This window comes from Streptomyces sp. Xyl84 (assembly GCF_059731885.1).
In genome coordinates this window covers 6792924-6817319 of sequence record NZ_AP029182.1, presented here as the reverse complement: position 1 = coordinate 6817319, position 24396 = coordinate 6792924, and the positions used below count along the sequence as shown (strand labels likewise).

Genomic DNA, 24396 nt, shown 5'->3' with positions numbered 1-24396 from the left:
CCCGCTCCAATTTGCATGCTCTGCATTTTTGCATACCATGCACATTGTGGCGAAGGAAGAGACCGCTGGGGGCGGACTGCGTGAGCGGAAGAAGCGGGCGACGCGCGCCGCTCTCACCGAGGCCGCCGTACGGCTGGCCGCCGAGCACGGGGTGGACAAGGTCACCGTGGAGGCCGTCAGCGCCGCGGCGGGCGTGTCCGTGCGTACGTTCTTCAACTACTTCGAGTCGCGGGAGGACGCCTTCCTGATCCTCGACGCGGACGCCGGCACCCGGGTCCGGCGCGCCGTGCTCGACGCCCCCGCCGCGCTCTCCCCGCTGGAGGCCGTCCGCGACGCCGTGGCGGCCGAGCTGGTGGGCGTCGAGCAGCAGCACGAGCTGTGGACCCTGCACGTCGACGTCCTGCACGCCGCACCGCACCTCCTGGTCCGCAGCCTCGGGGCCCACATGGCGTACGAGACCCGGCTCGCCGAGGCCGTCGCCGCGCGCCTGGCCGCGGGCGCCGGCTCGCCCGGCCGCCCGGCCGGGGACCCCGAGGACCCGCCCGCCCCCCTCGACCTCTATCCGCGTCTGGTGGCCGCCATCGCGAGCGCCGCCGTGCGGGTCAGCGTGGAGCACTGGTGCTCCCGCCAGGAGGAAGCCGCCTTCGCGGACGTCTTCCGCGAGGTCTTCGCACTGCTCGCCGCGGGACTGCCGACGCCGCCGGCGCCCGGCGCCCCGGCGTAGCGCCTGCCCGGCCCGGTCGCGGGGCCGTCCCTTCCTGCCCGCTCCACCCGTTCACCTGTGTCGAAAGAGCTGTCGTGACCTCACCACCGGCGCCCGCCGAGGCGTCTCCCACCGCCATGACCAACCGTCAGATACTCCAGGCCATGTCGGGCCTGATGGCCGGCATGTTCGTGGCGATCCTGGCGGGCACCGTGGTGTCCAACGCCCTGCCCACGATCATCGCCGACCTCGGTGCCAGCCAGTCCGCGTACACCTGGGTGGTGACCGCCGAGCTGCTGTCCATGACGGCGACGGTGCCGCTGTGGGGCAAGCTGTCGGACCTCTACAACAAGAAGCTGCTGCTCCAGCTGTCGCTCAGCATGTTCGTCGTCGGGTCGCTGCTGGCCGGCTTCTCCCACGGCGTGGGTCTGCTGATCTTCAGCCGGGTGGTGCAGGGCATCGGCGCGGGCGGCCTGACCGCGCTGGCCCAGGTCGTCATGGCCTCCGTCATCCCGCCGCGCAGGCTGGGCAAGTACGCCGGCATGTTCGGCGCCGTCTTCGCGGTCGGCACGGTGGCCGGGCCGCTGATCGGCGGTGTCCTGGTCGACACCTCCTGGCTGGGCTGGCGCTGGTGCTTCTTCATCGGCGTGCCGTTCGCACTGCTGGCCATCGTGCTGCTGCAGCGCACGCTGACCCTGCCCACCGTCCGGCGCGAGGTGAGGATCGACTTCCTGGGTGCCCTCCTCATCGTGGCCGGTGTCTGCGCCCTGCTCATCTGGGTCTCGCTGGCGGGCAACCAGTTCGACTGGGCCTCCTGGCAGACTGCCGCGCTCACCGGCGGCGGAGCGCTGCTGCTGGTCGCCGCCGTCTTCGTGGAGGCGCGCACCGCGGAGCCGGTGATCCCGCTCGGCATCTTCCGCAACAGGACGGTGACGCTCACGACGGTCGCGAGCCTCTTCGTCGGTGTCGCCATGTTCGGCGGTACGGTCTTCCTCTCGCAGTACTTCCAGATCTCGCTGGGCAAGTCGCCGACCGTCGCCGGTCTGATGAGCCTGCCCATGATCCTCGGCCTGCTGGTGTCGTCGACCGTCGCGGGTCAGGTGATCAGCAGGACCGGCCGGTGGAAGCGGTACCTGGTGGCGGGCGGGGTCACGATGACCGTCGGCCTGGCCCTGCTGTCCACCATCGACGCCGACACGCCCTTCGCCCTGCTCAGCCTCTACATGGCGGTGCTCGGGATCGGCGTCGGCATGCTGATGCAGAACCTGGTGCTGGCCGCGCAGAACGACGTGCCGGCCGCCGAGCTGGGCGCCGCCACCTCGGTGCTGTCCTTCTTCCGCAGCATGGGCGGCACGGTCGGCACCAGCGTCCTGGGCGCGATCCTCGCGCACCGGGTCACCACGGAGCTGGCCAAGGGCCTCAAAGCGGCGGGCGTCACGGCCCCCGCGGGTCAGCACCAGGGCGGCGGGAGCGGGGTGCCGGACATGAAGTCCCTGCCCGGCCCGATGCGTTCGATCGTCGAGCACGCCTACGGGGTCGCCACCGCCGACCTGTTCCTGGTGGCCGCGCCCTGTGCGCTGCTGGCGCTGATCACGGTCGTGTTCCTCAAGGAGAAGCCGCTGAAGACGACCAGCGGCATGGAACGGCTCGCCGAGGAGTCCAACGCGGCCACGCCGGTCGGCTGATCCGCGGTCGCATCCACGCCGGGGGCGGTGCCGGACGCACCGCCCCCTGCGTCGTGCGGTGCCGGACCTCCCGGGCCCGGGGTGATCCGAACGCGAGCCTAGGTCCGCGGCCGTGTCCACCGGCGCGCGTGGACGCCCCAGACGACGGCCGCGGCCAGGGCGATCGCGACGACCGCGGTGGACATCCCGGCCTGGACGCCGGCGCGGACGGTGAGGGTGCCCGCCACCAGCGCGCCGAGCGGCACGCCCAGGCCCGAGGAGAGCGTCCGGCGGGTGGTGTTGACCCGCCCCTGGAGTCCGGGCGGGGTCACCTCCTGGGAGTAGGTCATCGTGTTCACCAGGACCACGAGGTACGCCGATCCCCACGCGGCCAGGGCGAGGAGGGCGACCCGCCAGTCGGAGGTGCGCACCACGACCAGGCCGAGCACCGCCCCCACCGGCAGCACCCCGAGCAGCAGCGGGAAGGCGGCGAAGCGGCGCCGCAGCCGGGGCAGCAGCACGGACCCGCCGATGCCCCCGGCGCTCCACGCCATGTACAGCAGCCCGATCCGCCCGTCGGACCCGTGGATGCCCAGCACCCGGTCGGCGAAGACGGCGAGCTGGCCGACGATGGCCCCGCCGGAGAACGACTGGAGGGTGCCGACCAGAGTCATGACGCGCAGCGTGGGGTGACCGAGCAGGAAGCGGAGGCCCTCGCCTACGGACTCCCGGAACCCGACACGCGGCGCCGCCGGTGCGCCGGGGCGTCCCGCGGTGCGGGAGACGGCCCTGATGAGCAGCGCGGACACGGCGAAGGACAGGCCGTCCAGGGCCAGGGTGCCGGCGGGCCGGAAGAGCAGGATCAGGCCCCCCGCCAGCGCGTTGCCTGCGATACGGACGACGGTCTCGGTGCCGTACAGGGCGCTGTTGGCGGCCGCGAGACCGTCCTTGCCGACGACGTCGGGGACGAATCCGTAGACGCCCGCGTCGAAGAAGAGCCCGAGTGCCGCGGAGGCGAACGCCACGGCCAGGAGGTGACCGGCCGTCAGCACGCCGAGGGCCGCGGCGAGCGGGACCGAGGCGAGGCAGGCCGCGTTGAGCCAGTCGGTGGCGATCATCAGCCGCCGCCGGTCGGTCCGGTCGGCGACGGCACCCGCGATCAGTCCGAAGACCACGTAGGGCAGGGTCCCGGCCGCCGCGACGAGCGAGACCAGCAGCGGTGAGCGGGTCTCCTGGAAGGTCAGCACGGGCAGGGCCACCGCCGTCACGGCGGAACCCAGCCCGGAGACCGCGCGCGACATCCAGAACCAGCGGAATCCGGCAAGACGGCGCAGCGGCACCAGCACCTCCCGCGGCGGCTCGCCGTCCGCTCCCGCACCGCCGGACGCGGTGGGGGCTCCGTCCTGCGTGGGTTCTGCCGGTGGTCGCTGGGGCGAGGTGGAGGTCATACGGGCTCCCGGAGGGCGGGCCGCGGCCGGGCCGCGGCGGACTGGTGGTCGACCGGCAGCGCTCGGCGGGCGGTGCCGGGTGGAGAAACAGCGAAACCCCACCGGGCGGTCGCCGGGTGGGGTGTGCTGTGCGGGTTGCCTGCCGTGGCCGCCCGTCGGTCGGGGGCCGGTCGCTGTCGCGTACGCCGGAAGCACGAGGAACGCGCCCGAAGGGGCGGTGGTTCGTCGGATACGAGGGCGGTGAGGTCCGCGACGGCTCGGTGAGGCCGGGTCCGGGGGCCGTCGAGTGCGGCCCCGGGAATCGGATGGACCATATCAGGGGGTGCCGGTGACGGGTCAAGACCCGCCGGGACACGGCGGGTTCGCGGGAGCCGGTCAGGGGCCCTGGTCACGCGCACTGGTCACAGGCGCCAGTCCGGGAGGCCGGTCAGGGGCGCCGGCGAGCGGGGCGGTCAGGGGCGCCTGTAGTACTTGCAGGCGAGGTCCTCGATGCCCTTGTGGTCGAGGCAGACCTTGACCCGGGTGGCCCCGCCGGGGGCGCCGGCGACGACGGAGAAGGTGAACTTCGCCGACGCGTTGCACACGGAGGGGCGGTAGCCGTCGGCCCCGAGGGGCTTCGTGCCGCTGTACGTCGTCAGCCAGGTCGTCCGGCAGGACGTCGGGCTCACGGACTTGTGCTCACCGGAGATGGTCACCGATCGGTTGTGCCAGGTCAGGGTGCCCCGGGTGTAGGTGTTGCCGTAGGGGACGTCGAAGTGGCTGGTGGGGTCCGCGGCGGCCTGGGCCCCGGCGGTCGCGGCCTGGCCGACAAGCGTGGCGGCGGCGAGCACCAGGGTGCCGAGACCTGCCGCGAGCTGCATGCGCATCGTGTGCTCCACAGGGGTGCCGGAGGCCGCGACGCGGGTCGGTCCCGGCACGGCCTCGTGGGGGGATGACGCGTCGAGTATGACGGAAGGCCGGGGAGTTCCGTGGCGATATGCCGTAATACGTCGGCATGCTCTCCGGCTTTCGCCCCGGGCTGCTCCCGGGGCCCGTGCCCCGCCTCTGCAGCCGCCCCGGATCACCACGTACGGAAGGCCGCGCGGCGGCGCCTCGGCCGGCGTACGCCCCCCTCTCGGCGTCCGTCCCGCTCAGGTGGCGGCGTGCAGCCGGGGGTCCCTGCGACGCTGCGGGGTGCGCTGCCGGGGCAGGGCGGGCGGGGCCGTCCTCGCGGTGTGGCCGGGCGGCCCGGTGAGACAGTGGGCCGCGTACAGGCGTACGGCGTCGTGCAGGCGGTAGCGGGTCCCGCCCGCGCCGTCGGCGGCGCTGACATGGGTGACCTGGCGGTGGAGCAGTTCGTCGAGGAGGTCGGCGGCGTGTTCCCTCGACGGTGTGACGCGGGCCGTCACCTCGTCGGTGCCGAAGTCGCCGCGCAGCGCCGCCAGTCGCTCCAGTGCGGCGGTGACCTGCGGGGGCAGCCCTTGGTGGTAGGCGGCGACACTGTCCTGCAAGGACAGGTCCCCCACGCGCAGGAAGCGCAGGCGCTGCTCCTCGTCGGCCAGGCGGTGGGCGAGGTCGCGCAGGGAGCGGTGGGGGCGGGTGGTGAGCCACAGGCCGGCGATGTGCAGGGCCAGCGGCAGCCGTGCGCAGGACTCCACGACGTCCAGGGCCGCGGAGGGTTCCGCCCGGGTGCGCGCGGTGCCGACCAGGTCCTCCAGCACACGGTGGGCGTCGGGCCGGTCCAGTGGGCCGATCCGGAGCGTCAACTGTTCCGGCAGGGCGGGCAGTTCGCGCCGGGCGGCGACGAGGACCGCGCTGCGCACGTCGTCGACGAGCAGCGGGCGTATGTGTGCCTCGGTGGCGGCGTTGTCGAGGACGACGAGGACGCGCCGCCTGCTGAGGACGTCGCGCAGTCGTGCGCCGGCTTCCTCCGGGCCGTCCGTGTCGGGCGTACCGCCCAGGGAGCGCAGGACGCGGCGGACGAGCCGGTCGGGGGTGAGCGGGGCGGCGCCCGCCGGGTGCAGGTCGACGAAGACCTGGCCGTCGGGGAAGCGGGCGCGCACGGTGTGGGCGGCGCGCAGGATCAGTGCGGTCTTTCCGGCGCCCGGCGGCCCCACCACGACGGCGAGCCGCCCGCGGTCGGGGTGTTCCTGTGCGACGAGGCGGGCGTGCAGCCGGTCCAGGAGAGGCTGTCTGCCGGCCAGGCGGGGGCGGGGGGCGGCGGGGAGTTCCGCGGAGAGGGCCACGGGCCGTGGCCCGGGGCGGTGTTCGGGCCGGGGGGTGCGCAGCAGGCGTCCGACGTCCGCGGGCGGCAGGCCGAGTGCCTGGGCGAGCAGGCGCAGGGACTGCTTGCGGGGCCGGGCGGTGTGTCCGGTCTCCAGGTTGCGGATGGCCCGTACGCTCAGTCCGGACCGGCGGGCCAGGTCCTCCTGGGTGAGGCAGGCCGCCTCCCGGGCGTGGACCAGAGTCGCGGCGAGCGCCTCCAGTGTGGTGGTGTCGGTCACGTCATGCCCATCTCGTCGTGCTTGTCATGACATCCCTGGATCGGTGTGGTGGGGCTGCGGGGGCGGGGAGTTGGGGGGACGTGGGTCCGGCGCGGCGGGCGGTTCAGCGCCGGGGACGTGTCAGGGGCACCGTGAAGGTGTGGCGGGAGCCGGGGTGGACGGAGCGTGTCCATTCCACCGGGAGGCCGTCGGCGTCGCGGGTGTGGCGGGTGAGCAGCAGCATCGGGAGGCCGACGTCGGTGGCGAGGAGGGCGGCCTCGCGCGGGGTGGCGACGGCGGCCTCGATGGTTTCCTCTGCCTCTGCCAGGCGCACGCCGTGGTCCTCGGTGAGTGCGGTGTACAGGGAGCCGTGGGCCGCCAGCGACTGCGGCAGGGAGGGGAACCGGCGGGCGGGCAGGTGGGTGGTCTCGAGGGCCGTGGGTTCGCCGTCGGCCAGGCGCAGCCGTTCGACGCGCAGGACGCGTTCGCCGGGGCCGAGGCCGAGCAGCCGGGAGAGCCGTGCGTCCGGCCCGGTCTCGCCGATGTCCAGGATCCGGGTGGCGGGCCGCAGGCCCTGGGCGCTCATCTCCTCGGTGTAGGAGGTGAGTTGGAGAGTACGTCGGAGTTTGGGCCGGGCCACGAAGGTGCCTTTCCCGTGCACCCGGTCGAGCCGGCCCTCCCTCGCGAGTTCCTGGAGGGCGAGCCGGACGGTGGTGCGCGAGGCGTCGAACCGGAGGGCGAGTAATCGCTCGGCGGGCATACGGGAGCCGGGCACCAGCGCCTCCGTCATTTCCAGAACGTGCTGCTTGATGCGGTAGTACGTGGGGACCCGCACGCGGCGGCCCGGCTGGGGCCGCTCGTGTCGGGCGCTGCTGACAACGTTGGTCACGGCCCGCCTTCCCGGCCGTCTCACCGGCCTCCCGTTATAGCCCTCAACTCGCCATTGGTCCAGTCCAGATGAGAGGGGGCGTGCACCGGCGGCGGGGCCGGGGCCGCGTCGCCCCGCACCACCGCGCGACGGGCCGGCCGGGTCCGCCGGGCCGCCTTGACGCCGGGCAAAAGTCTAGGCCAAGCTCCCCGGTGAAGGTCTACACCAATCGGTGCCGGATCCCCGGTCGCAGCGCGAGGGTGGGCTGCGCGGGCCGGACCCGAGGGGCGTACGCCGGCGCATCACCTGAAGGAGGGGGCCGTGCCGCACGTCCAGGACGAGGCGGTGCGGACACCGTCCCCGGTGACCCACCGGGCGGCGGCCGGCGACCGGGCGGCCCTGCGCCCGGGGTGCCGTTCCCGGTCCTTCACCTCACCCGCAAGGCAAGGCTGTGAGCGCGGTCCGAGCGACGGCGCCGCGAAAGGATGACGCCCCCGATGACCATGAGTGCCACCGGCAACGAGTCCCTCGCCCGCGACGCCCTCGCGGTGCTGCAGCCGGGGTTCGCCGGCACCACCGCACCCGACTGGGTGCACCGCCGCATCGGCGAAGGGCTGGCCGCCGTCGCCCTGTTCGGCCGCAACGTCGCCTCACCGGAGCAGGTCGCGGAGCTGACGGCCCGGTTGCGCGCGGAGCGCGACGACCTCCTGGTGGCGATCGACGAGGAGAGCGGGGACGTGACCCGCCTCGACGTGCGGACGGGCTCCGCCTTCCCGGGCGCCCACGCGCTCGGCGCCGTCGACGACCCCGGGCTCACCCGGCGCGTCGCCCGCGAACTGGGCCGCCGCCTCGCCGAGTGCGGCGTCAACCTCAACTGGGCGCCGTCCGCCGACGTCAACGCCGACCCGGGCAACCCGGTGATCGGCGTACGGGCCTTCGGCGCGGACACCGACCTCGTGGCCCGGCACACGGCCGCCTACGTCCAGGGCATGCAGGCCGCCGGCGTCGCCGCCTGCACCAAACACTTCCCCGGCCACGGTGACACCAACGTCGACTCGCACCACGCCGTCCCGCGCATCGACGTCGACGAGGACACGCTCCGCAAGCGCGAGCTGGTCCCCTTCCGCGCGGCCATCGAGGCCGGTACGCGGGCCGTGATGAGCGCGCACATCCTGGTGCCCGCACTGGACCCGCAACGTCCGGGCACCCTCTCGCGCCGCATCCTCACCGAGCTGCTGCGCGGTGAACTGGGCTACGACGGCCTGATCGTGACCGACGGCATCGAGATGCAGGCGATCTCGCGGACCTACGGCCTGGAGCACGGCGTCGTGCTGGCCATCGAGGCGGGCGCCGACGCGATCTGCGTCGGCGGCGGGCTGTGCGACGAGGGCACGGTGCTCACCATGCGCGACGCTCTGGTCGCCGCCGTCCGCTCCGGTGAACTGCCCGAGGAGCGGCTGGCGGACGCCGCCGCCCGGGTGCGGGAGCTGGCGCGGTGGACGGCGCGGGCGCGCAGCGGCGCCACCGTCGAGGCCGACCCGGAGGTGGGGCTCGTCGCGGCCCGCCGCGCGCTGGCCGTCACCCGCGCCGGCGCGGCACAGGCCGTCGACCGGCCGGTCTACGTCGCCACGTTCAACCCGGCCCCGAACATCGCCGTCGGCCACGAGACGCCATGGGGCGTCGGTGCGGAGCTGGAGCGGCTGCTGCCGGGCACCACGACGGGCACCTTCACCGGCCCGGACGCGGGCCGGGCGGCCCTGGCGGCCGCGGGCGGGCGCAGGATCGTCGCGGTGGTGCGCGACGAGCACCGCCACGCGTGGATGCGGTCGGGCCTGGACGCGCTGCTCGCCGCCCGGCCGGACACGGTCGTGGTCGAGATGGGCGTACCCCAGTCCCCCGCCCGCGGTGCCGTGCACATCGCCACGCACGGGGCCGCCCGGGTGTGCGGGGTGGCCGCCGCCGAGCGCATCGTCGCGGGCTGAGACGGGCTCGCGCGGCACGGGCGGCCCCGGACCGGCAGCGGCACCGGCCGGCGCGGAAGGGCACGGGCCGGCACGGGCGGACACCGGCACGCCAAGGGCCCCACGGGCCCCGGAGGAGGCACCCCACCGGCACCAAGGGCGGCGCGGACACCCGCGCCGCCCTTCGCCGTGCCCGCCCTTCGGCGTGCCCGCTCGTCCGCGCCGCCGGTGCACGTCCGGTAACCGGCATTTGAGAGGCACTTGGGGGCAGCTTCGGCGGCCCCGCGTTGACACCACAAGTGGTCTAGTCCAACTTGAGAGTGCCTCGGCTCGATCATCGCGCAGAGCCGGGTTCCGGCCGCTCGGCCACTGAAGAACCACACGCCCTGGAGTGATTCCATGCCGGCATCCACCCCCCATCTGCATCGCGCTCCCTCGGCCCGCCCCTACTTCAGCGCGGACGGCGAGACCTACCTCGCGCAGACACCGCTGCGCGACATCGAGAAGTCCCGTCCGCTGCGCGTGCTGTCCGAGGAGGACTTCGCCTTCTGGCAGTCCTACGGTTACGTCGTCGTCCGGGGCGCCGTCGCGCCGGACGCGGCCAGGAACCTGCTGGAGTTCGCCTGGGAGTTCCAGGGCCTGGACCCGGACCGCCCCGAGACCTGGTACGAGGAGCGCGCGTTCCGCTCGGACCTCGACCGCGACCTGCACGTCTACGGCTTCGTCGAGGCGTACCACCACCAGCTCCTGTGGGACAACCGGCAGACGCAGCGGGTCTACGACGCCTTCGTCGACGTCTGGGACTGCGAGGAACTGTGGGTCACCCTCGACCGGCTCAACCTCAACCCGCCCAACCGGGGGAACCGTTCGCGTTCCCTGATCGCGCCCACCGACGAGGGCTTCGACATCGAGCTGCACTGGGACGTCGACACCACACTGGCCGTGCTGCCGCAGCGGGTGCAGGGCATCCTCGCGCTCAACGACACCGACCCCGCGCTCGGCGGCTTCCAGTGCGCGCCCGAGCTGTTCAAGCGGTTCGAGGAGTGGCGCATCGGCCAGCCGCGCGACCGCGACCCGATCCGTCCGGCGGTCGACCGGACCGATTTCCCGGTGGTGCGGCCCGACCTGCGCGCCGGCGACCTGCTCATCTTCAACGGGCTGCTGGCCCACGGCGTGGCGCCCAACGTCTCGGAGCGGGGTGTGCGCGCCGCCCAGTACCTGTCCATGATGCCCGCGCTGGAGGAGCACGAGGAACTGCGGCGCTCGCGCGTGGAGTCGTGGCGCACGCTCAGCACCCCCGACTGGAACCCGACGCTGCTGGGTGACGCCGTGCGGCCCGAGGCCGACCGGTACGGGCCCGCCACCCTCAACGGCCTGGGCAGGAAGCTGCTCGGGCTGGACTCGTGGAGCGGTGACGGGAGCGCCGCGTGAGCGGGACCGCCGCACCCGAGCGGATCTGTCTGGCACTGCCCACCAACCGGGCGTGCTCCGCCACCCTGACGGCCGTCGCCGGGGAGGCCGCCTACGCGGCCCGCCGCTTCGGCGTCGAGGTCCACCTGCTCGTCCTCGACTCCAGCGAAGAGTCGGCCCGCGCCGAACACGCCCGGGTCATGGCGGCGCTCCCCGCCGTGCCGGGCGTCGTCACCCACCATCTCGACGAGGAGGAGCAGCGCGCCTTCCTGGAGCGGGTGATCCGGCGGGCCGGGTCCGCCGAGCCCGAGCGGACGCTGTCCCTCCTGCTTCCGTCCGCCGTCTCCTACGGGGCCTGCACCGACCGTGCCTTCCTGATCGCCGCCGCCCTGGGCTGCCGGTCGGTGCACCGCCGGGACTCCGACAGCGCCTACCAGACACTGGACGGCGCTCCCGTCCACCCGGTCCACCACGAGGTGGCCGCGCTCGGCCGCCCCGCCGCGCACGTGGCGCACGAGGTGTCCGAGACCGTCCTGGACGCGGCCCACGCCCGGCGTCCGGTGGCGATGGCCGGTGCCTCCTTCATCGGCGAACTGTCCGTGGACATCGGCGAGATGGCCGAGCTGGACGAGGCCGTGCACCACGAGGTCGTGAGTCTGTGGGCGCCCGCCCACTGGTCCGAGGAGAGCAAGCGGGAACTGGTCGAGGAGTCCTTCCGGGGCGCCGGCACCGCCCCGTTCACCGGGGACCGCTCGACACTGACCCTGGTCGACCCCATGCGGGTGGACATGTGCAACATCAGCTTCAGCCGCGAGGTGTACGAGCGGGTGCCGCTGCCGCCGGCCACCGACACCATCGGCAGCGACTACTTCCTGATCCACCTGGTGCACGACGCCACGCTGCCCGGCGTCCTGCACAACCGGCACATCGAGAACTTCTACACGCCGCACCGGCGCACCGACGCCGGTTTCCGGCAGTACCAGACCCGGTTCGTGAAGTTCCTGCTGTCGATGCTCTACTTCCACTTCGTCTACGACCGGATGGCGGCGGCGGGCCCCGCCCTGCTCGACGCCGACCAGCACGTACGGGCGGACGTCGTCTCCGCTCTCCTGCGCGAGAGCACCCGCCTGGACCGGGCCGAGAACCGGTGGCGCCTGGACCGGATCGACACCGCCTACCGCAAACTCGGCGGCCGGTACGAGGCGTTCGCCCGGTCACTGGTGGCGCACCGCGAGCGGCTGCTCGACGAGGCGGAGCGCGACATCGAGGAGTTCGCCCTGCTGACCGACTCCTGGGCGGCGCTGGTGCGCGCGGCCCGGAGCGAGGGGACCGGGGGCACGAGCGGGTGAGCACGGACGTACCGGCGCGGCTGTCCCGCGCCCTGGCCGCCGCCGACTCGGACCGCCTGGTCTACGACCTCGCCGGCATCAGGGACCAGTACCGGCGCCTGCTGGAGGAACTGCCCGGCGTCCGCGTCCGGTTCGCCATGAAGGCGTGCCCGGTCGACGAGGTGCTGCGGTGCCTGGCGGCCGAGGGCGCCGGTTTCGACGCGGCGAGCCCCGCCGAGATCACGCAGGCCCTGGCCGCGGGCGCGCCCGCGGAGCACATCCACTACGGCAACACCGTCAAGTCCGACGCGGGCATCGCCGAGGCCCACCGCCTGGGGGTGCGCACCTTCGCCACCGACAGCACGCAGGACGTGGCGGCCGTGGCCGCGCACGCGCCCGGCGCCCGCGTCTTCTGCCGCCTCGCCACCAGCGGGGAGGGCGCGTTGTGGGGACTGAGCCGGAAGTTCGGCTGCTCGGGCGAGGACGCCGTCCGGGTGCTGGAGACGGCCCGCGCGGCCGGTCTGGTGCCCGCGGGCCTGTCCGTGCACGTCGGCTCGCAGCAGATGACGGCCGAGGCCTGGCGGGACGCCTGCGACCTGCTCGCCGACGTCGTTGTGGCGCTCGCCCGGCGGGGCATCGCCCCGGACCACGTCAACCTGGGGGGCGGCCTGCCCGCGCTCGGCTACCTGGACCGGCACGGCCGCCCGCTCGAACCCCCGCTGGACAAGGTGTTCGCCGTCGTCCGGGACGGCATGGACCGGCTGCGGCAGATCAGCTCCCGGCCCCTCGCGTTCGTCATGGAGCCGGGCCGCCACCTGGTGGCCGACCACGGCGCCGTCCGCGCGCACGTGTACCGGCTCACCACACGCCGGCAGCCGGACGGCCACCTCGCGCGCTGGCTGTACCTCAGCTGCGGCAAGTTCAACGGGCTCTACGAGATGGACCAGCTCTGCCACCGGCTGGTCTTCCCCGGGCACACCGGCGCCGCCCGGGTGCCGGCCGTCGTCGCGGGTCCGACCTGCGACAGCGACGACGCCTACGGCGCCGACGGCCACCGCACGCCGGTCCCCGAGGACCTGGCGTCGGGTGATCCGGTGTGGATCCTGTCGGCCGGCGCCTACGCCGCCAGCTACACGACCCAGGGCTTCAACGGGTTCCGTCCGCTGCCCCACACCTGGACGGGCGAGGGGCCGGACGCACCGGAGGAGTCCGCCGGACGGGGCGGGCCGACGTGAGAAAGCCGCCGCGCGTACGCGCCGTCACCGACGCCGACTGGCCCGGCATCGCCGCCCTGGAGGCCGCGGCGTACGACGGGAGCGGCCTCACCGAAGGACAGGCCGCGCTGGAGTCCCGGGGACGCGTCTCCCCGGAGACGTGTTTCGTCCTCGATGCGGGCGACCGGATCGCGGGCTACGTCCTCGCCCTGCCCTACCCGGAGTCGGCCTTCCCGGACCTGAGCGCACCGGAACGGGCGGCTCACCGCACCCGCAACCTCCACCTGCACGACCTGGTCGTCGGCGAACGCGTCCGCGGCCGGGGACTGGGCGGACGGCTCGTGCGCCACCTCACGGCCGTCGCGGCCGACCAGGGCTACGAGCGGATGTCGCTGGTCGCCGTCGCCGGCCTGGAGGGCTTCTGGCGCAGGCACGGCTACCGGCCCCGCCCCGACGTCGAGGTCCCGCCCGGCTACGGCACCGGAGCACTGTACATGTCAACCAGGGTGCCCGCGGGCAGACCCTCGAACAGGAAGGTGCCCGGTGATGAGGGTGCTCCGCGTCCGTGACGAGTCGAACCGCGCCAAATGGGCCGTCGCGGCGCTGTTCTGCTTCCTCGGCTTCCAGTACGCCACCTGGACCTCGCGGCTGCCCTCCCTCAAGAGCCGGCTCGACCTGTCCGAGCAGGAGCTGGGGCTGCTGCTGATGGCGTGCGGGGTGGGGGCCGCGGTCTCCTTCCCGCTCGTCTCCCACCTGATGCGCAGGCTGGGCTCACGGCGGCTGTCCCTGCTCTCGGGCCTGTGCCTCGCGGTGCTCCTCGCCGCCCTGTCGAAGGCACCCGACTACCCGGTCGCCCTGCTGATCATCTGCTGCGACGGGGTGGCCGTCGGCGCGCTGAACGTGGCCATGAACGCCCAGGGCGCCGCGCTGGAGAAGCGGTTCCGGCGCACCGTGATGTCCCAGTTGCACGCGACCTTCAGCGCCGGCCTGCTCGGCGCCGCGCTCCTGGCGTCCGGGGTCAACCTGGTGACCACCGCGGTCACGGCGCACTTCGCCGTCGCCGTCGTCCTCCTGCTGCTGCTCCTCGCCTTCGCGCGGCGGGGCCTGCTCGACGAGCCCGAGCAGGCCCCGGCGGGCGAACCGGACGCACCGCGAGGGGGCAAGCGGACCGGGCGCCGCCGCGGCGCGCTGAGCCTGCCCGCGCGCGCCACCCTGTGGATGGGCTGCGCCATGGTGTTCGGCACCATCACCGAGGGCGCCATGAACGACTGGTCCGCCCTGTACATGAAGGAGGTCGCCGAGGCGTCGGCGAGCGTCGCGCCGATGGGCATCGCCGTCGTCTCGGTGATGATGCTGCTGGCCCGTGTCTTCGCCGACCGCTGGCGCAGCCGCTGGGGCGACGGGCGGGTGGTCCGGGCCGGCAGTGCCGTGGCGGGCGTCGGGCTGGCGCTGGCGCTGGCGGCCGGCGGGGTCGTGCCGACGCTGATCGGGTTCGCCTGCGTGGGCCTGGGCGCCGCCGCCGTCACACCGTGCGTCTACGTGGCCGCGGCCGCCCGCGGCTCCGACGCGCTGGCGCTGGTGGCCGCCATGGGGACCACCGGGCTCCTGATCGGTCCCGCGCTGATCGGCTTCATCGCGGGCTGGTGCGGCCTGGTGCCGGGCATGGCCGCGGTGGCGGTCTCGGCCCTGATCGTCTCCCTCGCCGCCGGCCGCATCCGGTGGAGCACCCTCGCGCGGCCGGCGGAGGAGCCGCCGGCCGCCACGGAGGACGCGAAGCACCCGGCGGCCGCGGAGTAGCCCCCGCTCGCCCCGGGTGCGCGCGTCCTCACCGGTGGGCCCCGGTCACCCTTCACGGACCGGGCCGGGCCTCACCGGCGGGGCCCGGTCATTCCTCGAACGTCGCCGCGGTCGGGCGGCGGCTCGCCGCGGTCGCCCGGCCCACGTCGGTCAGCGGCCGCAGCCGGTAGGTGTAGCGGTAGTCGCGGTCGGCGAGGAGCTTGTACTCGTCGTGGGTGTGCGCCCCCCAGCTGTTGTCGCCGCCCACGCCCATCTGACGGTGGTTCAGCCGCAGGACGACCTCCTCGCGAGGGGTGAGCTGGTAGTCGTGGCGCGCGCCCAGCGACAGGTCCTCCGGGGTGAAGTGCGAGGCGTTGAACTCCAGCAGCGGCTCACCGCAGGCGAGCAGGCCGTGCCCGTCGCCGTCGGTGAGCGCGACCCAGCGGACGTCGGTCTTGTTGCCGTTCTCCTGCGGCCGGATGTAGGGGGTCCACTGACCGGAGACGGTCCCGGAGTACAGGCCGACGTCGGTGCCGTCGTTGCGGTCCCAGTGGTTCTCCTCGGGTCCCCGCCCGTAGTAGTGCAGGTGCTCCAGGCGGGCGGGCAGGAGCAGCAGCGTGCCGATCTCGGGGATGTAGGGCAGGCTCGCCGCGCCCGGGTGCAGCGTGTTCTCCACCTTGATCTCGGCGTTGCCGAACACCGTGTAGGTGGTGGTGTACGCCGACTCGACGGTGGTGGGCAGCGTGCCGGTGACCTCGATCTCGACGGCCCGGTCGCCCAGGGCCCGTACGCTGACGCCCGTCACCGTGCGGCGGGCACCGGCGTCCCGCCAGGTCTGGTTGCGGGTGTGCTGGCCGTTGCCCCGGTCGTTGTCGGTGGGGGCCCGCCAGTAGTTCGGCGCCGGGCCGGAGGTGATCAGCCTGCGGCCCGCCGTCTCGTACGACGTGATGACTCCGCTGCGCTTGTCGACGACGACGGAGAAGTCCCGGCCGGTGACGGTGACGGACCCGTCGCCGTCCTGGTGACGCAGGGCCGGGACGCTGCGCAGCGGTACCGGGGTGAGGGCGGGTACGCCCGCGTCGAGCGGGAGCTGCGCCCGGGCCGCCTCGAAGCCGGCCTCGGCCCAGGGGGTCGACTCCTTGGTGGTGAAGGAGAGTTCGAGGAAGTACTCGGTGCCCGGTGCCGGGCGGGCGGGCAGCCGGAGCGGCACGGTGATGTCCTTGCGGGACAGCGGTGCCACGTCCAGCTGGTCGCGGGTGAGCCTGCCCCGGCGTACGACCTCGCCGTCCGCGACCAGGGCCCAGTGTCCGTCGAATTCCCGCAGGTCGGTGAAGAGGTACTCGTTGGTGAGGGTGACCGCCCCCGAGGCGGAGACCGCTTGGCCCGTGGCCGGGGCCACGCCGATCGCCTGGAGGACGCGCTTGATCTCGGCGGCCTTGCCGGTGTGGCCGCGGTCGGCGGTGACGATGCCGTCCGCCTGGAAGTTGCCGTCGTTGGGGTTGTCGCCCCAGTCGCCGCCGTAGGCGAGGAACGTCCGCTCGTGCGGCCGCTTGCGCGCGACGGCCGCGGTGGCGGCGTCGAACCACAGCCGTACGCCGTCGTCGCCCGGGCCGCGGCCGTCCGAGGCGAGTTCGGCGGCGCTCAGCGCACGGGCGTAGACACGTGCCCGGCGGATGGTGCCGCTGAACGCCCGCGTCGGGTTGTCGACGTCACCGCCCAGGGCGAGCGGCGCCGTGTTGCTGCCGGGCCGCACCGTCGTGGTCCGGGTGGCCCTGGCCACGCCGTCGGCGTACAGGGTGAGGGTGCCCGCCCCGGCGTCGAAGACACCCGCGACGTGGTGCTCCGTGCCCGTCCAGTCGGAGGGCAGCGCCCAACTGGCGGTGACCCACTGCCCGGCGGCGTGGATGAAGAACTCCAGGCTGCCGTTGGTCTGCTTCAGGGCGTACTGGGTGTCGCCCTTGGCCACGACCGGCTGGTGGTAGCCGGTCACGCGCGGGGTGATCCATGCCTCCAGGGTGAGGGAGCCCGTGAGGTCGAGGCTGTCGTCGCGGGGGAAGACGGTGGTGCCGGACACACCCGCGGCGCGCTCGAATCCGGCGCTGGGGTCGATCACCTCGCCGGTGAGCGAGCGGGGGCCGGTCTCGGTAAGGGAAAGGCGCGCGGGCGTCGGCCAGTTCAGCGCCTGGTCGACGAAGTCCCAGATCCAGCCGCCCTGCAGCACGTCGTGCCGGCGGACCAGGTCCCAGTACTTCTTGAAGTTGCCGTTCGAGTTCCCCATCGCGTGGCAGTACTCGATCATGACGTACGGCCGGGTGTCGCCCGTGTCCTTCGCGCGGGCCTCGACGCGGGCGGGGCTCTCGTACATCGCCGAGCGGATGTCGCTGATCCCGGGGCGGTCGTCGCCCTCGTACTGGATGACCCGGGTGGTGTCGTAGGAGCGGATCCAGTCGTGCATGGCGACGAAGGTGCTGCCCCCTCCGGCCTCGTTGCCCAGCGACCAGACGACCACGCAGGCGTGGTTCTTGTCGCGGTGGACCATGTTCTGCGCGCGGGCCACGCAGGCCCGGGTCCAGTCGGCGTGGTCGCCCGGGTACCGGTCGCGGATGCCGTGCGTCTCCAGGTTCGTCTCCCCCACCAGGTACAGACCGTACTCGTCGGCCAGCTCCAGCCACTGCGGGTTGTTGGGGTAGTGCGAGGTGCGGACGCTGTTCATGTTCATCCGCTTGATGATCGTGATGTCCTCGATCATGTCGGCGCGGGTGAGTGCCGTGCCGCGGGCGGGGTGCATCTCGTGCCGGTTGGTGCCGCGGAAGGAGACGGGCTTGCCGTTGATCCGCATCAGCCCGTCCTTGAGGGCGAACTCGCGCAGGCCCACCCGGTGCGAGAGGGTCTCGGTCACCTTCCCGGCCGGGTCGCGCAGGCGCAGCACGGCGGTGTAGAGCTCAGGGTGTTCGGCCGACCAGAGCCGGGGCTCCGGGACCCCCTTGGCGGCCGTCACGGTCACGTCCTGGCCGGCGGGCACGGATCCGAGGTCCGCGGTCTGCTGCAGGGGCCGCGGCCAGACCGCGTGTCCGCGCCGGTCGTAGAGCTGCGTCTCGACGGTGTAGCGGCCGGTGTCCCCGCCGCCGTAGGCGCGCACGCTCGCGGTCACCGACAGGTCGGCGGCGGTGTAACCGTCGCGCAGGGGTGTCTCCAGCTTGAAGTCGCGCAGGTGGACCTCGGGTGTGGAGTAGAGGTAGACCGAGCGGAAGATCCCGCTCAGCCGGATCATGTCCTGGTCCTCCATCCAGTCACCGTCGGAGTAGCGGTACACCTCCACCGCGATCTGGTTGGTGCCGGGCTTCAGGTGCGGGGTGATGTCGTACTCGGCGGGGGTGTACGAGTCCTCGTGGTAACCCGCCAGCTTGCCGTTGATCCACACGTAGTGGGCGGACTTGACCCCCTCGAAGTGCAGGAAGGTCCGCCGTCCCGCCCAGGTGCGCGGCACGGTGAAGGTGCGCCGGTACTGGCCCACCGGGTTGTGGCGGGTCGGGGCGGCGGGCGGCTGCGGTTCCTCGCCCAGGCCGTTGGGCCCCCAGTAGGGGTAGGTGATGTTGACGTAGACCGGGCGGTCGTGGCCGTGCATCTGCCACACGGACGGGACGGGGATGGTGTCCCAGGAGGAGTCGTCCAGGTCGGTGCGGTAGAAGGTGTCGTCGCGCGCGTCGGGACGGTCGGAGCAGGCGAACCTCCATGTGCCGTCCAGGCTCAGCCGGTACGGGGAGCGGGTGCGGTCGGCGGCCAGCGCCTGGGCGGTGTCCGCGTACGGCATGAGCGTGGCGTGCGGCGGCTCGGTCCCCAGCTGGAAGACGTCGATGTGCCCGTTCCACTCCGTGCCCGTGGCCACCGCGTCACCGGTGCCGGCCGCGTACGCCGGTACCGGCCCCGGAACCGAGGACACGGCGAGCGCTCCGAGGACGGCCGCTCCCGCCTCGAGCAGACGGCGACGGCTGACGACCGGCCGGGCGGGACGATCCGTGGACGGCACGTGCGGGTGCTGCATGACCATGGCCTTCCTCGAGACGGACAGGGCGCCGCCGCGGAAGGCGGGACACCAGGAGCTGTCCGATGCTGTTGGTAAACCGAACACGAGCTTTCGCTGGTCGCCGGCTCGACGACAGGCACAGCGTCGGTATTTCGAACGGGAGTTGACGCCGGTACAGTTCACTGCTGCTGGTGACAGAGGGGGCGGTGGAACCAGGCACACCCTAGGACCCGGACGCAACCGAGGCAATGATGCTGTCGGACTGTGTTCGTTCTTGAGGAGTGGCCGCGGGGACAGCGGAGGTGATCCGCGGGCCGTCAACATCACGCAGCGGGAATTCACCCGCCCCGGGGAGGGGAAAACCCAACGGCGGCTGGACTTCCGGCCTTTCGCCGACGCGCGCTCCTACCGCCCCGGCGCCACCCCCGCCCCGGGCGTCACCCGAGGTGCGCCCGCACGCCCGGCCCGGACACCGGCCACCGGGGAGCGGGCGCGGACCGCCCCGGCACCCCCGGGCGTTTCCCTGTCACGAACCGGTGAAACCGGCGGCGCCACATTGACCGAGACGCATGGGCCGCCGCTGTTCACCCCCCGGTCGGTGAGGTTTTCTTCCGGTGGCCACGCCACTCCCCGGAATGTCCGCCCGCGCGAAGAACGACCGAAGGACAGGGAACCACCACCATGCTCATCCGCAAGAATCTGGCCCTCCTGGCCGGCCCGGCGATGCTGGGCAGCAGCCTGCTCCTCCTCACACCGGCGGGCGGTGCCGCCGCCTCACCCCGGGCGGCCGACGCTCCCGCCACCGCGGCGACCGCCGCGCTCACCCCGGCCGAGCACACCTCCGCCCGGCCCGCGGCCGGACTGGAGTGCGGACGGAACTGGCCGCACCACCAGTACCGCAAGGGCGGCGTGACCGGGGCCTACACCGCCTTCCACCTGTGCTGGGACAACCGGTACAACGCCCGGATCGACTACTCCTCCTCCTACGTCAAGGACACCCGCACCGACCGCCACAAGGCCTACGTCTACGTGCGCTACCAGAAGCTCATCGACGGCCACGCGTACTGGAGGTGGTCGGGACCCGAGGCAGGGGCGGGCCCCCAGCGCAACAAGGTGAAGCACTTCCAGTGGGGCAACTCCTCCGTGACCAACGTGAGGGTGGCGGTCTGCGCCGGCACCAGGGCGCCCTGGCAGTCCGGCCACCACTGCAAGACGGTCTGAACTCCGAGACCGCCCCGCGGCGCCCGGCCCGGCCCGGCCCGGCCCGGGCGGGCGGCCACCGACGGCGGGTGGTGCGGACACCGGTCCGCGCCACCCGCGCACAGGTGCGCCGCACGGGCACCGGACCGTCCGCCGGACGCCTCCGGCGTCCGCATGGCGAGACGGCGTTGCCGCATCCCGATACATGGTATTTACATGCATCTTATGCGCAGCTCAGAAACCCCGACCGCCGTCACCGGCACCACCCCGCGCGCGGACGGTGACGGCCCGGCGGACCGCGCCGCCCGCCGGGCCGTCACCGTCTTCCCGGTCCTCGTCATCGCCGCGGGCGTCGCCGGACTCGTGTTCCCCGGCAGCTTCTCCGGATACGGCACCGACGTGCCCTACCTGCTCGGCGTGATCATGTTCTGCATGGGGCTCACCATGTCCCTGGAGGACTTCAAGGGCGTGACGCGCCGGCCGTGGGTGGTCCTGCTCGGCCTGGTGGCCCACTACGTGATCATGCCGGGGCTGGGCTGGCTCATCGCGCACGTGCTGCACCTCTCGCCCGCCCTCGCGGCAGGCGTCATCCTCGTGGGCTGCGCCCCCAGCGGCACCGCCTCCAACGTGGTCACCTACCTCGCCCGGGGCGACGTGGCCCTGTCGGTCTCGGTGGCCACCGTCTCGACCGTCCTCGCGCCGCTGCTGACCCCTCCGCTGACCCTCCTGCTCGCGGGCCAGTACCTGCCCGTCGACGCCGGGTCGATGGTGACGGACATCCTCAAGACCGTCCTGCTGCCCGTCATCGGCGGGGTCGTCGTCCGCCTGGTCGCCGGGCGGTACATCGTCCGGGTGCTCGGCGCGATGCCGTGGCTGTCCTCGCTCGCCATCGCCGCGATCGTCGCCGTGGTCGTCGCGGGCAGCGCGGACGCCCTGAAGTCCGCCGCCCTCACCGTCTTCCTCGCGGTCGTGCTCCACAACGGCTGCGGACTGGCCCTCGGCTACGGCTGCGGCCGGCTCACCCGGCTCGGCCGTCCCGCCAGCCGCGCGATGGCCTTCGAGGTCGGCATGCAGAACTCCGGACTCGCCGCCTCGCTCGCCACCGCCCACTTCAGCCCGCTCGCCGCGCTGCCGGCCGCCGTCTTCTCGGTGTGGCACAACATCTCCGGCGCGCTCGTCGCCGCGTGGATGGCACGGCGCCCGGCCGGGGAGCCCCGGGAGGCGCGCGCCGCCGGCGTGTGACGCTCCCCGCGCCCCGCGCGCCGCCGGAACACCGCGTGACGGTGGCCGGATCCGGTCGTTGGACCGGCCGGACACCCGAACAGAGCAGCAGCCGGCGGCCCGGGCGCCCGCGCGAGCGGGCGGGGGTCACGGGACCGATCCGGCCCGCCGCGCTGCCGAGAGGACCTCCGTTGACCTCACGTGAACCCTCCCCCCTGGCCCGGCCCCGCCGCCGGCCCCGGATGCTCGGCCTGGCCGTCCAGGCGGCCGCATGTCTGCTCGCCTGCTCGGTCACCGCACCGGCCCAGGCGGCCGGCGCGGCCGGCCACCGCCTGCAGAACTGCGGCTGGAACGAGGCGGCCCAGGGCGAGCACGCCTACTACGAGCACTGCGCCACCGACACCGACGTGTGGATCCAGGTCACGCGCCTGTTCCGGGGGAGGTACCACCGGTGCGTCGGTCCCGGCCGCACCAACCTGGACGCCGACGCGACGGGCGCCTGGTACGACAGCACCTACCGGGGCGGGCTGTGCTCCCACCCCGGCGACACCGGCCCCTGACCCGCCGCTCGCCGCCTCGCCCGCCGCGCCTCATGCGCGCGGCGGGGGGCGGCGGTCGGAGAAGCCCGGCGCCCAGCCCGGAATGCGTCCGCCCCGCCGCCGTTCGTTCCTTCCCGTCAGGAATCGGCCAGCAGGGAGTCGTAGGCACGCGAGCGCCTGCGGCCCGTCATGAAGGACAGGAAGTCCTGCACGAACGCGCCGCGCGAGTACGCCGCCCCGCCGTCGGGCATCTCGCGCCGGAAGGCGGTGCGGAACAGCGCCCGGTACTCGTCCGCGTCGATGCTCTGGTCGCCGTCGGTGTCGGTGGCGTCGAAGAGCACCTCGGCGACCCTGATGAGCGCGGGTCCGGCGAGGGCGGGCACGGCGGCGGCGTACTCCTGCCTGCTGACGCGTCCGTCGCCGTCGGTGTCGAGGGCGGACTGCAGTTCCCGCCACCAGGCGGCGTAGGCGTCGTAGAGGCGGGTCTCCTGCGGTTCGTCCAGGTCCAGGCGGCCGGCCAGCTCGCGGGCCATGGCGGCGAGGTCGGGCCAGTCGAGGTAGCCGTCGCCCGTCTGGTCGAGTACGGCGTCGAAGAACTCCTCGGCACCGCGCGGCGCGTCGGCGGGCGCGGGCGGCCCGGGCTGCGCGGGGACCGGCGTGATCAGCCTGATCAGGGCTCCGGCCCGCTTGACCCCGTCGCGCACCGCCGCGACCGTCCGGGCCCGGGGGTCGTCGCTGTCCGGGGTCAGGGCGAGGAGTTCCGCGAGCCCGTCCGCCCGGCGCCAGCCCTCGGGCAGGAAGCGTGCCAGGCCGACGGCCAGGTAGGCGCCCTGGGTGAGGGTCTGGGCTCCCGGGATCTCGGGCAGGCCCGCCCGGCGGCGGAACGCCTCCGGCAGCGAGGCCACGGTGAGGGTGCCGATGACCGGTCCGGCGAGGGCCCGGCCGGCCGCCCAGACGGTGGGCAGACCGTCCAGGAGCGGCGGTGCGGGCAGGTGGTCGAAGAGCTTGTACAGGATGATGCGCAGCGCCTCGGTGTTCTCCAGCTCCTCCTCCACCACCCGGTCGTAGTACCGCCAGAACTCGTGCAGCGTGGGCGGCAGCCGGCCCGCCTCGTCGCCGAGGGCCGCGAGGAAGCCCTGGTACTCGGCGTACAGGCGCTCCATGGCGGTCTGTTCCAGCGGCTGGCCGCTGAGCCGGCACATGGTGACGGTGCTCTCGAACAGGGTCGCCACCACCCAGGCGCGCACCTCGGGGTCCATGGCGTCGTAGGGCCGGTCGCGGGCGTCGGTGCCGCTGAGCCGCGCGTGCATCCGGTTCAGCCGGGCCGCCTCCCGTTCCCGTACCTGCTCGTCGGCGCCGAACATGCGCTGCAGGCTGCGGAAGGTGTTCCACAGCCGCCGCCAGGGGTGGGCGACGAAGACGGAGTTGTCGATGAGGGCGGCGCCGATCTGCGGGTGGGCCGCCTCCAGCACGGTCGCCCGGATCATGGCCAGGGCCCAGCGCGGGTCGTCGAAGAACTGCTGGAACTGCGATCCGGGACCGAAGAGCGGAGCCTCGTCGGAGTCCTGGGCCTGCCGCGCGGGGCCGTCCTGGCCGGCGGGGGGCCTGGGGCCGGGGCCGCTCGGGGGGCGGGAGGTGGCATCGGTCACGGTCGAGGTTCTCCGTTCGCGGTCGGGGTGATGCCGCCGAAGCGGCGGTCGCGCCGGCGGTAGCTGCGCAGGCATTCCAGGAAGTGCGTCGCGCGGAAGTCCGGCCAGAGCACCTGCGGGAAGATCCACTCGGCGTAGGCGACCTGCCAGAGCATGAAGTTGGATATGCGCTGCTCGCCGGAGGTGCGGATGACGAGATCGACGTCGGGGGTGTCGGGGAAGGGCAGGTGCGCCGCGAACTCCCGCTCGTCCACGGCCTCGGGCGCCACCCCGCTGCGGATGAGCGACCGCGCCGCCTCGACGATGTCGCCGCGCCCGCCGTGGTCGAACGCCACGGTCAGCGTCATGCCCCGGTTGGCGCCGGTCAGGGTCGTCAGGTCGTCGAAGTCGCGCACGAGGGACGGCGGGATCCTGGAGTCGGTGACACCGAGGAACCGGCAGCGGATCCCGCGCGCGAGCAGCAGCGGGGCGTGCTTGCGCACGACGTGCCGTACCAGGTGCATGAGGAAGTCGACCTCGGTGTCCGGGCGCCGCCAGTTCTCCGTGGAGAAGGCGTACAGGCTCAGCCACTCCACCCCGGCCGACCGGGCCGCCTCGATGACCTCGATCACCGTCGTCTCGGCCGCACGGTGTCCCGACGTGCGGGGCAGCGACCTGCGCGCCGCCCACCGGCCGTTGCCGTCCATCACACAGGCGACGTGACGCGGCACGTCCCTCGTGGTCATGCGTGCCCCCTCCCCCGCCCGGCTTCCCCCTGTCGTGGGGCGCGGCCGGTCCCGCCGGCCCCTGGTCCGACAGGCAGCAGGGTGGCCGACGGCCGTCACGGACACGCCGGACTCCGCCCGGATTCACCCGTACGGGGGTGGTGACCCGAGTAGCGCGCGCCCGCGCGCACCTCCGCACCGCGTGCCCTTCCCCCTCAACCGCCC

18 protein-coding genes are annotated in these 24396 nt (G+C 73.7%); 11 read left to right on the top strand and 7 right to left on the bottom strand.

What is annotated here, in order from left to right; genetic code table 11:
• Positions 1–37 precede the first annotated feature (37 nt).
• Both AC6I72_RS29700 and AC6I72_RS29695 read left to right on the top strand, forming a co-directional pair.
• Positions 38–724 carry a TetR/AcrR family transcriptional regulator gene (locus AC6I72_RS29700; RefSeq protein WP_498004212.1) on the top strand — a complete coding sequence of 229 codons (687 nt, stop codon included), beginning with the start codon at positions 38–40 and terminating at the stop codon, positions 722–724.
• 116 nt (positions 725–840) lie between these two features.
• On the top strand, positions 841–2388 hold the full coding sequence (locus AC6I72_RS29695; RefSeq protein ID WP_498004854.1) for an MFS transporter: 1548 nt from the start codon (positions 841–843) through the stop codon (positions 2386–2388).
• A gap of 98 nt (positions 2389–2486) precedes the next feature.
• On the opposite strand, the gene AC6I72_RS29690 is transcribed toward AC6I72_RS29695, so the two are convergent.
• From AC6I72_RS29690 to AC6I72_RS29675, 4 genes are all read right to left on the bottom strand, one after another.
• The gene (locus AC6I72_RS29690; protein ID WP_498004211.1) at positions 2487–3815 is read right to left on the bottom strand and encodes an MFS transporter; all 1329 of its coding nucleotides are present in this window, start codon (positions 3813–3815) and stop codon (positions 2487–2489) included.
• 452 nt (positions 3816–4267) lie between these two features.
• A complete protein-coding gene (locus AC6I72_RS29685; RefSeq protein ID WP_498004209.1) occupies positions 4268–4681 on the bottom strand; it encodes a hypothetical protein in 414 nt (137 codons plus the stop codon).
• Between the two features lie 264 nt (positions 4682–4945).
• Positions 4946–6298, bottom strand: a complete 1353-nt coding sequence (locus AC6I72_RS29680) for an AAA family ATPase (RefSeq protein WP_498004208.1) — start codon at positions 6296–6298, stop codon at positions 4946–4948.
• A gap of 103 nt (positions 6299–6401) precedes the next feature.
• Entirely contained in the window at positions 6402–7166 is a 765-nt protein-coding gene (locus tag AC6I72_RS29675) for a GntR family transcriptional regulator (protein ID WP_498004207.1), read from the bottom strand.
• Between the two features lie 476 nt (positions 7167–7642).
• Here AC6I72_RS29675 and AC6I72_RS29670 point away from each other — a divergent pair, with 476 nt between their 5' ends.
• The 6 genes from AC6I72_RS29670 to AC6I72_RS29645 all read left to right on the top strand — a co-directional run bounded on the left by AC6I72_RS29670 (position 7643) and on the right by AC6I72_RS29645 (position 14855).
• The gene (locus AC6I72_RS29670) at positions 7643–9127 is read left to right on the top strand and encodes a glycoside hydrolase family 3 protein (protein WP_498004206.1); all 1485 of its coding nucleotides are present in this window, start codon (positions 7643–7645) and stop codon (positions 9125–9127) included.
• A gap of 378 nt (positions 9128–9505) precedes the next feature.
• Positions 9506–10537 (top strand): phytanoyl-CoA dioxygenase family protein, encoded by a 1032-nt coding sequence (locus tag AC6I72_RS29665; RefSeq protein ID WP_498004204.1) that lies wholly within the window; start codon positions 9506–9508, stop codon positions 10535–10537.
• A complete protein-coding gene (locus tag AC6I72_RS29660) occupies positions 10534–11865 on the top strand; it encodes a DUF6271 family protein (RefSeq protein WP_498004203.1) in 1332 nt (443 codons plus the stop codon). The genes AC6I72_RS29665 and AC6I72_RS29660 overlap by 4 nt, the downstream gene beginning before the upstream one ends.
• Positions 11862–13079 carry a type III PLP-dependent enzyme gene (locus AC6I72_RS29655; RefSeq protein ID WP_498004202.1) on the top strand — a complete coding sequence of 406 codons (1218 nt, stop codon included), beginning with the start codon at positions 11862–11864 and terminating at the stop codon, positions 13077–13079. Before AC6I72_RS29660 ends, AC6I72_RS29655 begins: the two co-directional genes overlap by 4 nt.
• Complete coding sequence (locus AC6I72_RS29650) at positions 13076–13627, top strand: GNAT family N-acetyltransferase (protein WP_498004200.1); 552 nt, start codon at positions 13076–13078, stop codon at positions 13625–13627. The genes AC6I72_RS29655 and AC6I72_RS29650 overlap by 4 nt, the downstream gene beginning before the upstream one ends.
• On the top strand, positions 13605–14855 hold the full coding sequence (locus tag AC6I72_RS29645) for an MFS transporter (RefSeq protein WP_498004199.1): 1251 nt from the start codon (positions 13605–13607) through the stop codon (positions 14853–14855). Before AC6I72_RS29650 ends, AC6I72_RS29645 begins: the two co-directional genes overlap by 23 nt.
• Positions 14856–14943: 88 nt before the next feature.
• On the opposite strand, the gene AC6I72_RS29640 is transcribed toward AC6I72_RS29645, so the two are convergent.
• Positions 14944–18882, bottom strand: a complete 3939-nt coding sequence (locus AC6I72_RS29640; protein WP_498004198.1) for a glycoside hydrolase family 2 TIM barrel-domain containing protein — start codon at positions 18880–18882, stop codon at positions 14944–14946.
• 657 nt (positions 18883–19539) lie between these two features.
• Here AC6I72_RS29640 and AC6I72_RS29635 point away from each other — a divergent pair.
• The 3 genes from AC6I72_RS29635 to AC6I72_RS29625 all read left to right on the top strand — a co-directional run bounded on the left by AC6I72_RS29635 (position 19540) and on the right by AC6I72_RS29625 (position 21839).
• Positions 19540–20079, top strand: a complete 540-nt coding sequence (locus tag AC6I72_RS29635) for a hypothetical protein (protein ID WP_498004197.1) — start codon at positions 19540–19542, stop codon at positions 20077–20079.
• A 204-nt stretch (positions 20080–20283) separates the two neighbouring features.
• Entirely contained in the window at positions 20284–21300 is a 1017-nt protein-coding gene (locus tag AC6I72_RS29630; protein WP_498004196.1) for a bile acid:sodium symporter family protein, read from the top strand.
• A gap of 170 nt (positions 21301–21470) precedes the next feature.
• Positions 21471–21839 (top strand): DUF6355 family natural product biosynthesis protein, encoded by a 369-nt coding sequence (locus AC6I72_RS29625; protein ID WP_498004195.1) that lies wholly within the window; start codon positions 21471–21473, stop codon positions 21837–21839.
• A 116-nt stretch (positions 21840–21955) separates the two neighbouring features.
• Here AC6I72_RS29625 and AC6I72_RS29620 read toward each other — a convergent pair whose 3' ends face one another.
• Positions 21956–23467 carry an oxygenase MpaB family protein gene (locus AC6I72_RS29620; RefSeq protein WP_498004194.1) on the bottom strand — a complete coding sequence of 504 codons (1512 nt, stop codon included), beginning with the start codon at positions 23465–23467 and terminating at the stop codon, positions 21956–21958.
• Positions 23464–24192, bottom strand: coding sequence for a polyprenyl diphosphate synthase (gene uppS / locus AC6I72_RS29615; protein ID WP_498004193.1), 729 nt, complete (start codon positions 24190–24192; stop codon positions 23464–23466). Before uppS ends, AC6I72_RS29620 begins: the two co-directional genes overlap by 4 nt.
• Between the last annotated feature and the right edge of the window lie 204 nt (positions 24193–24396).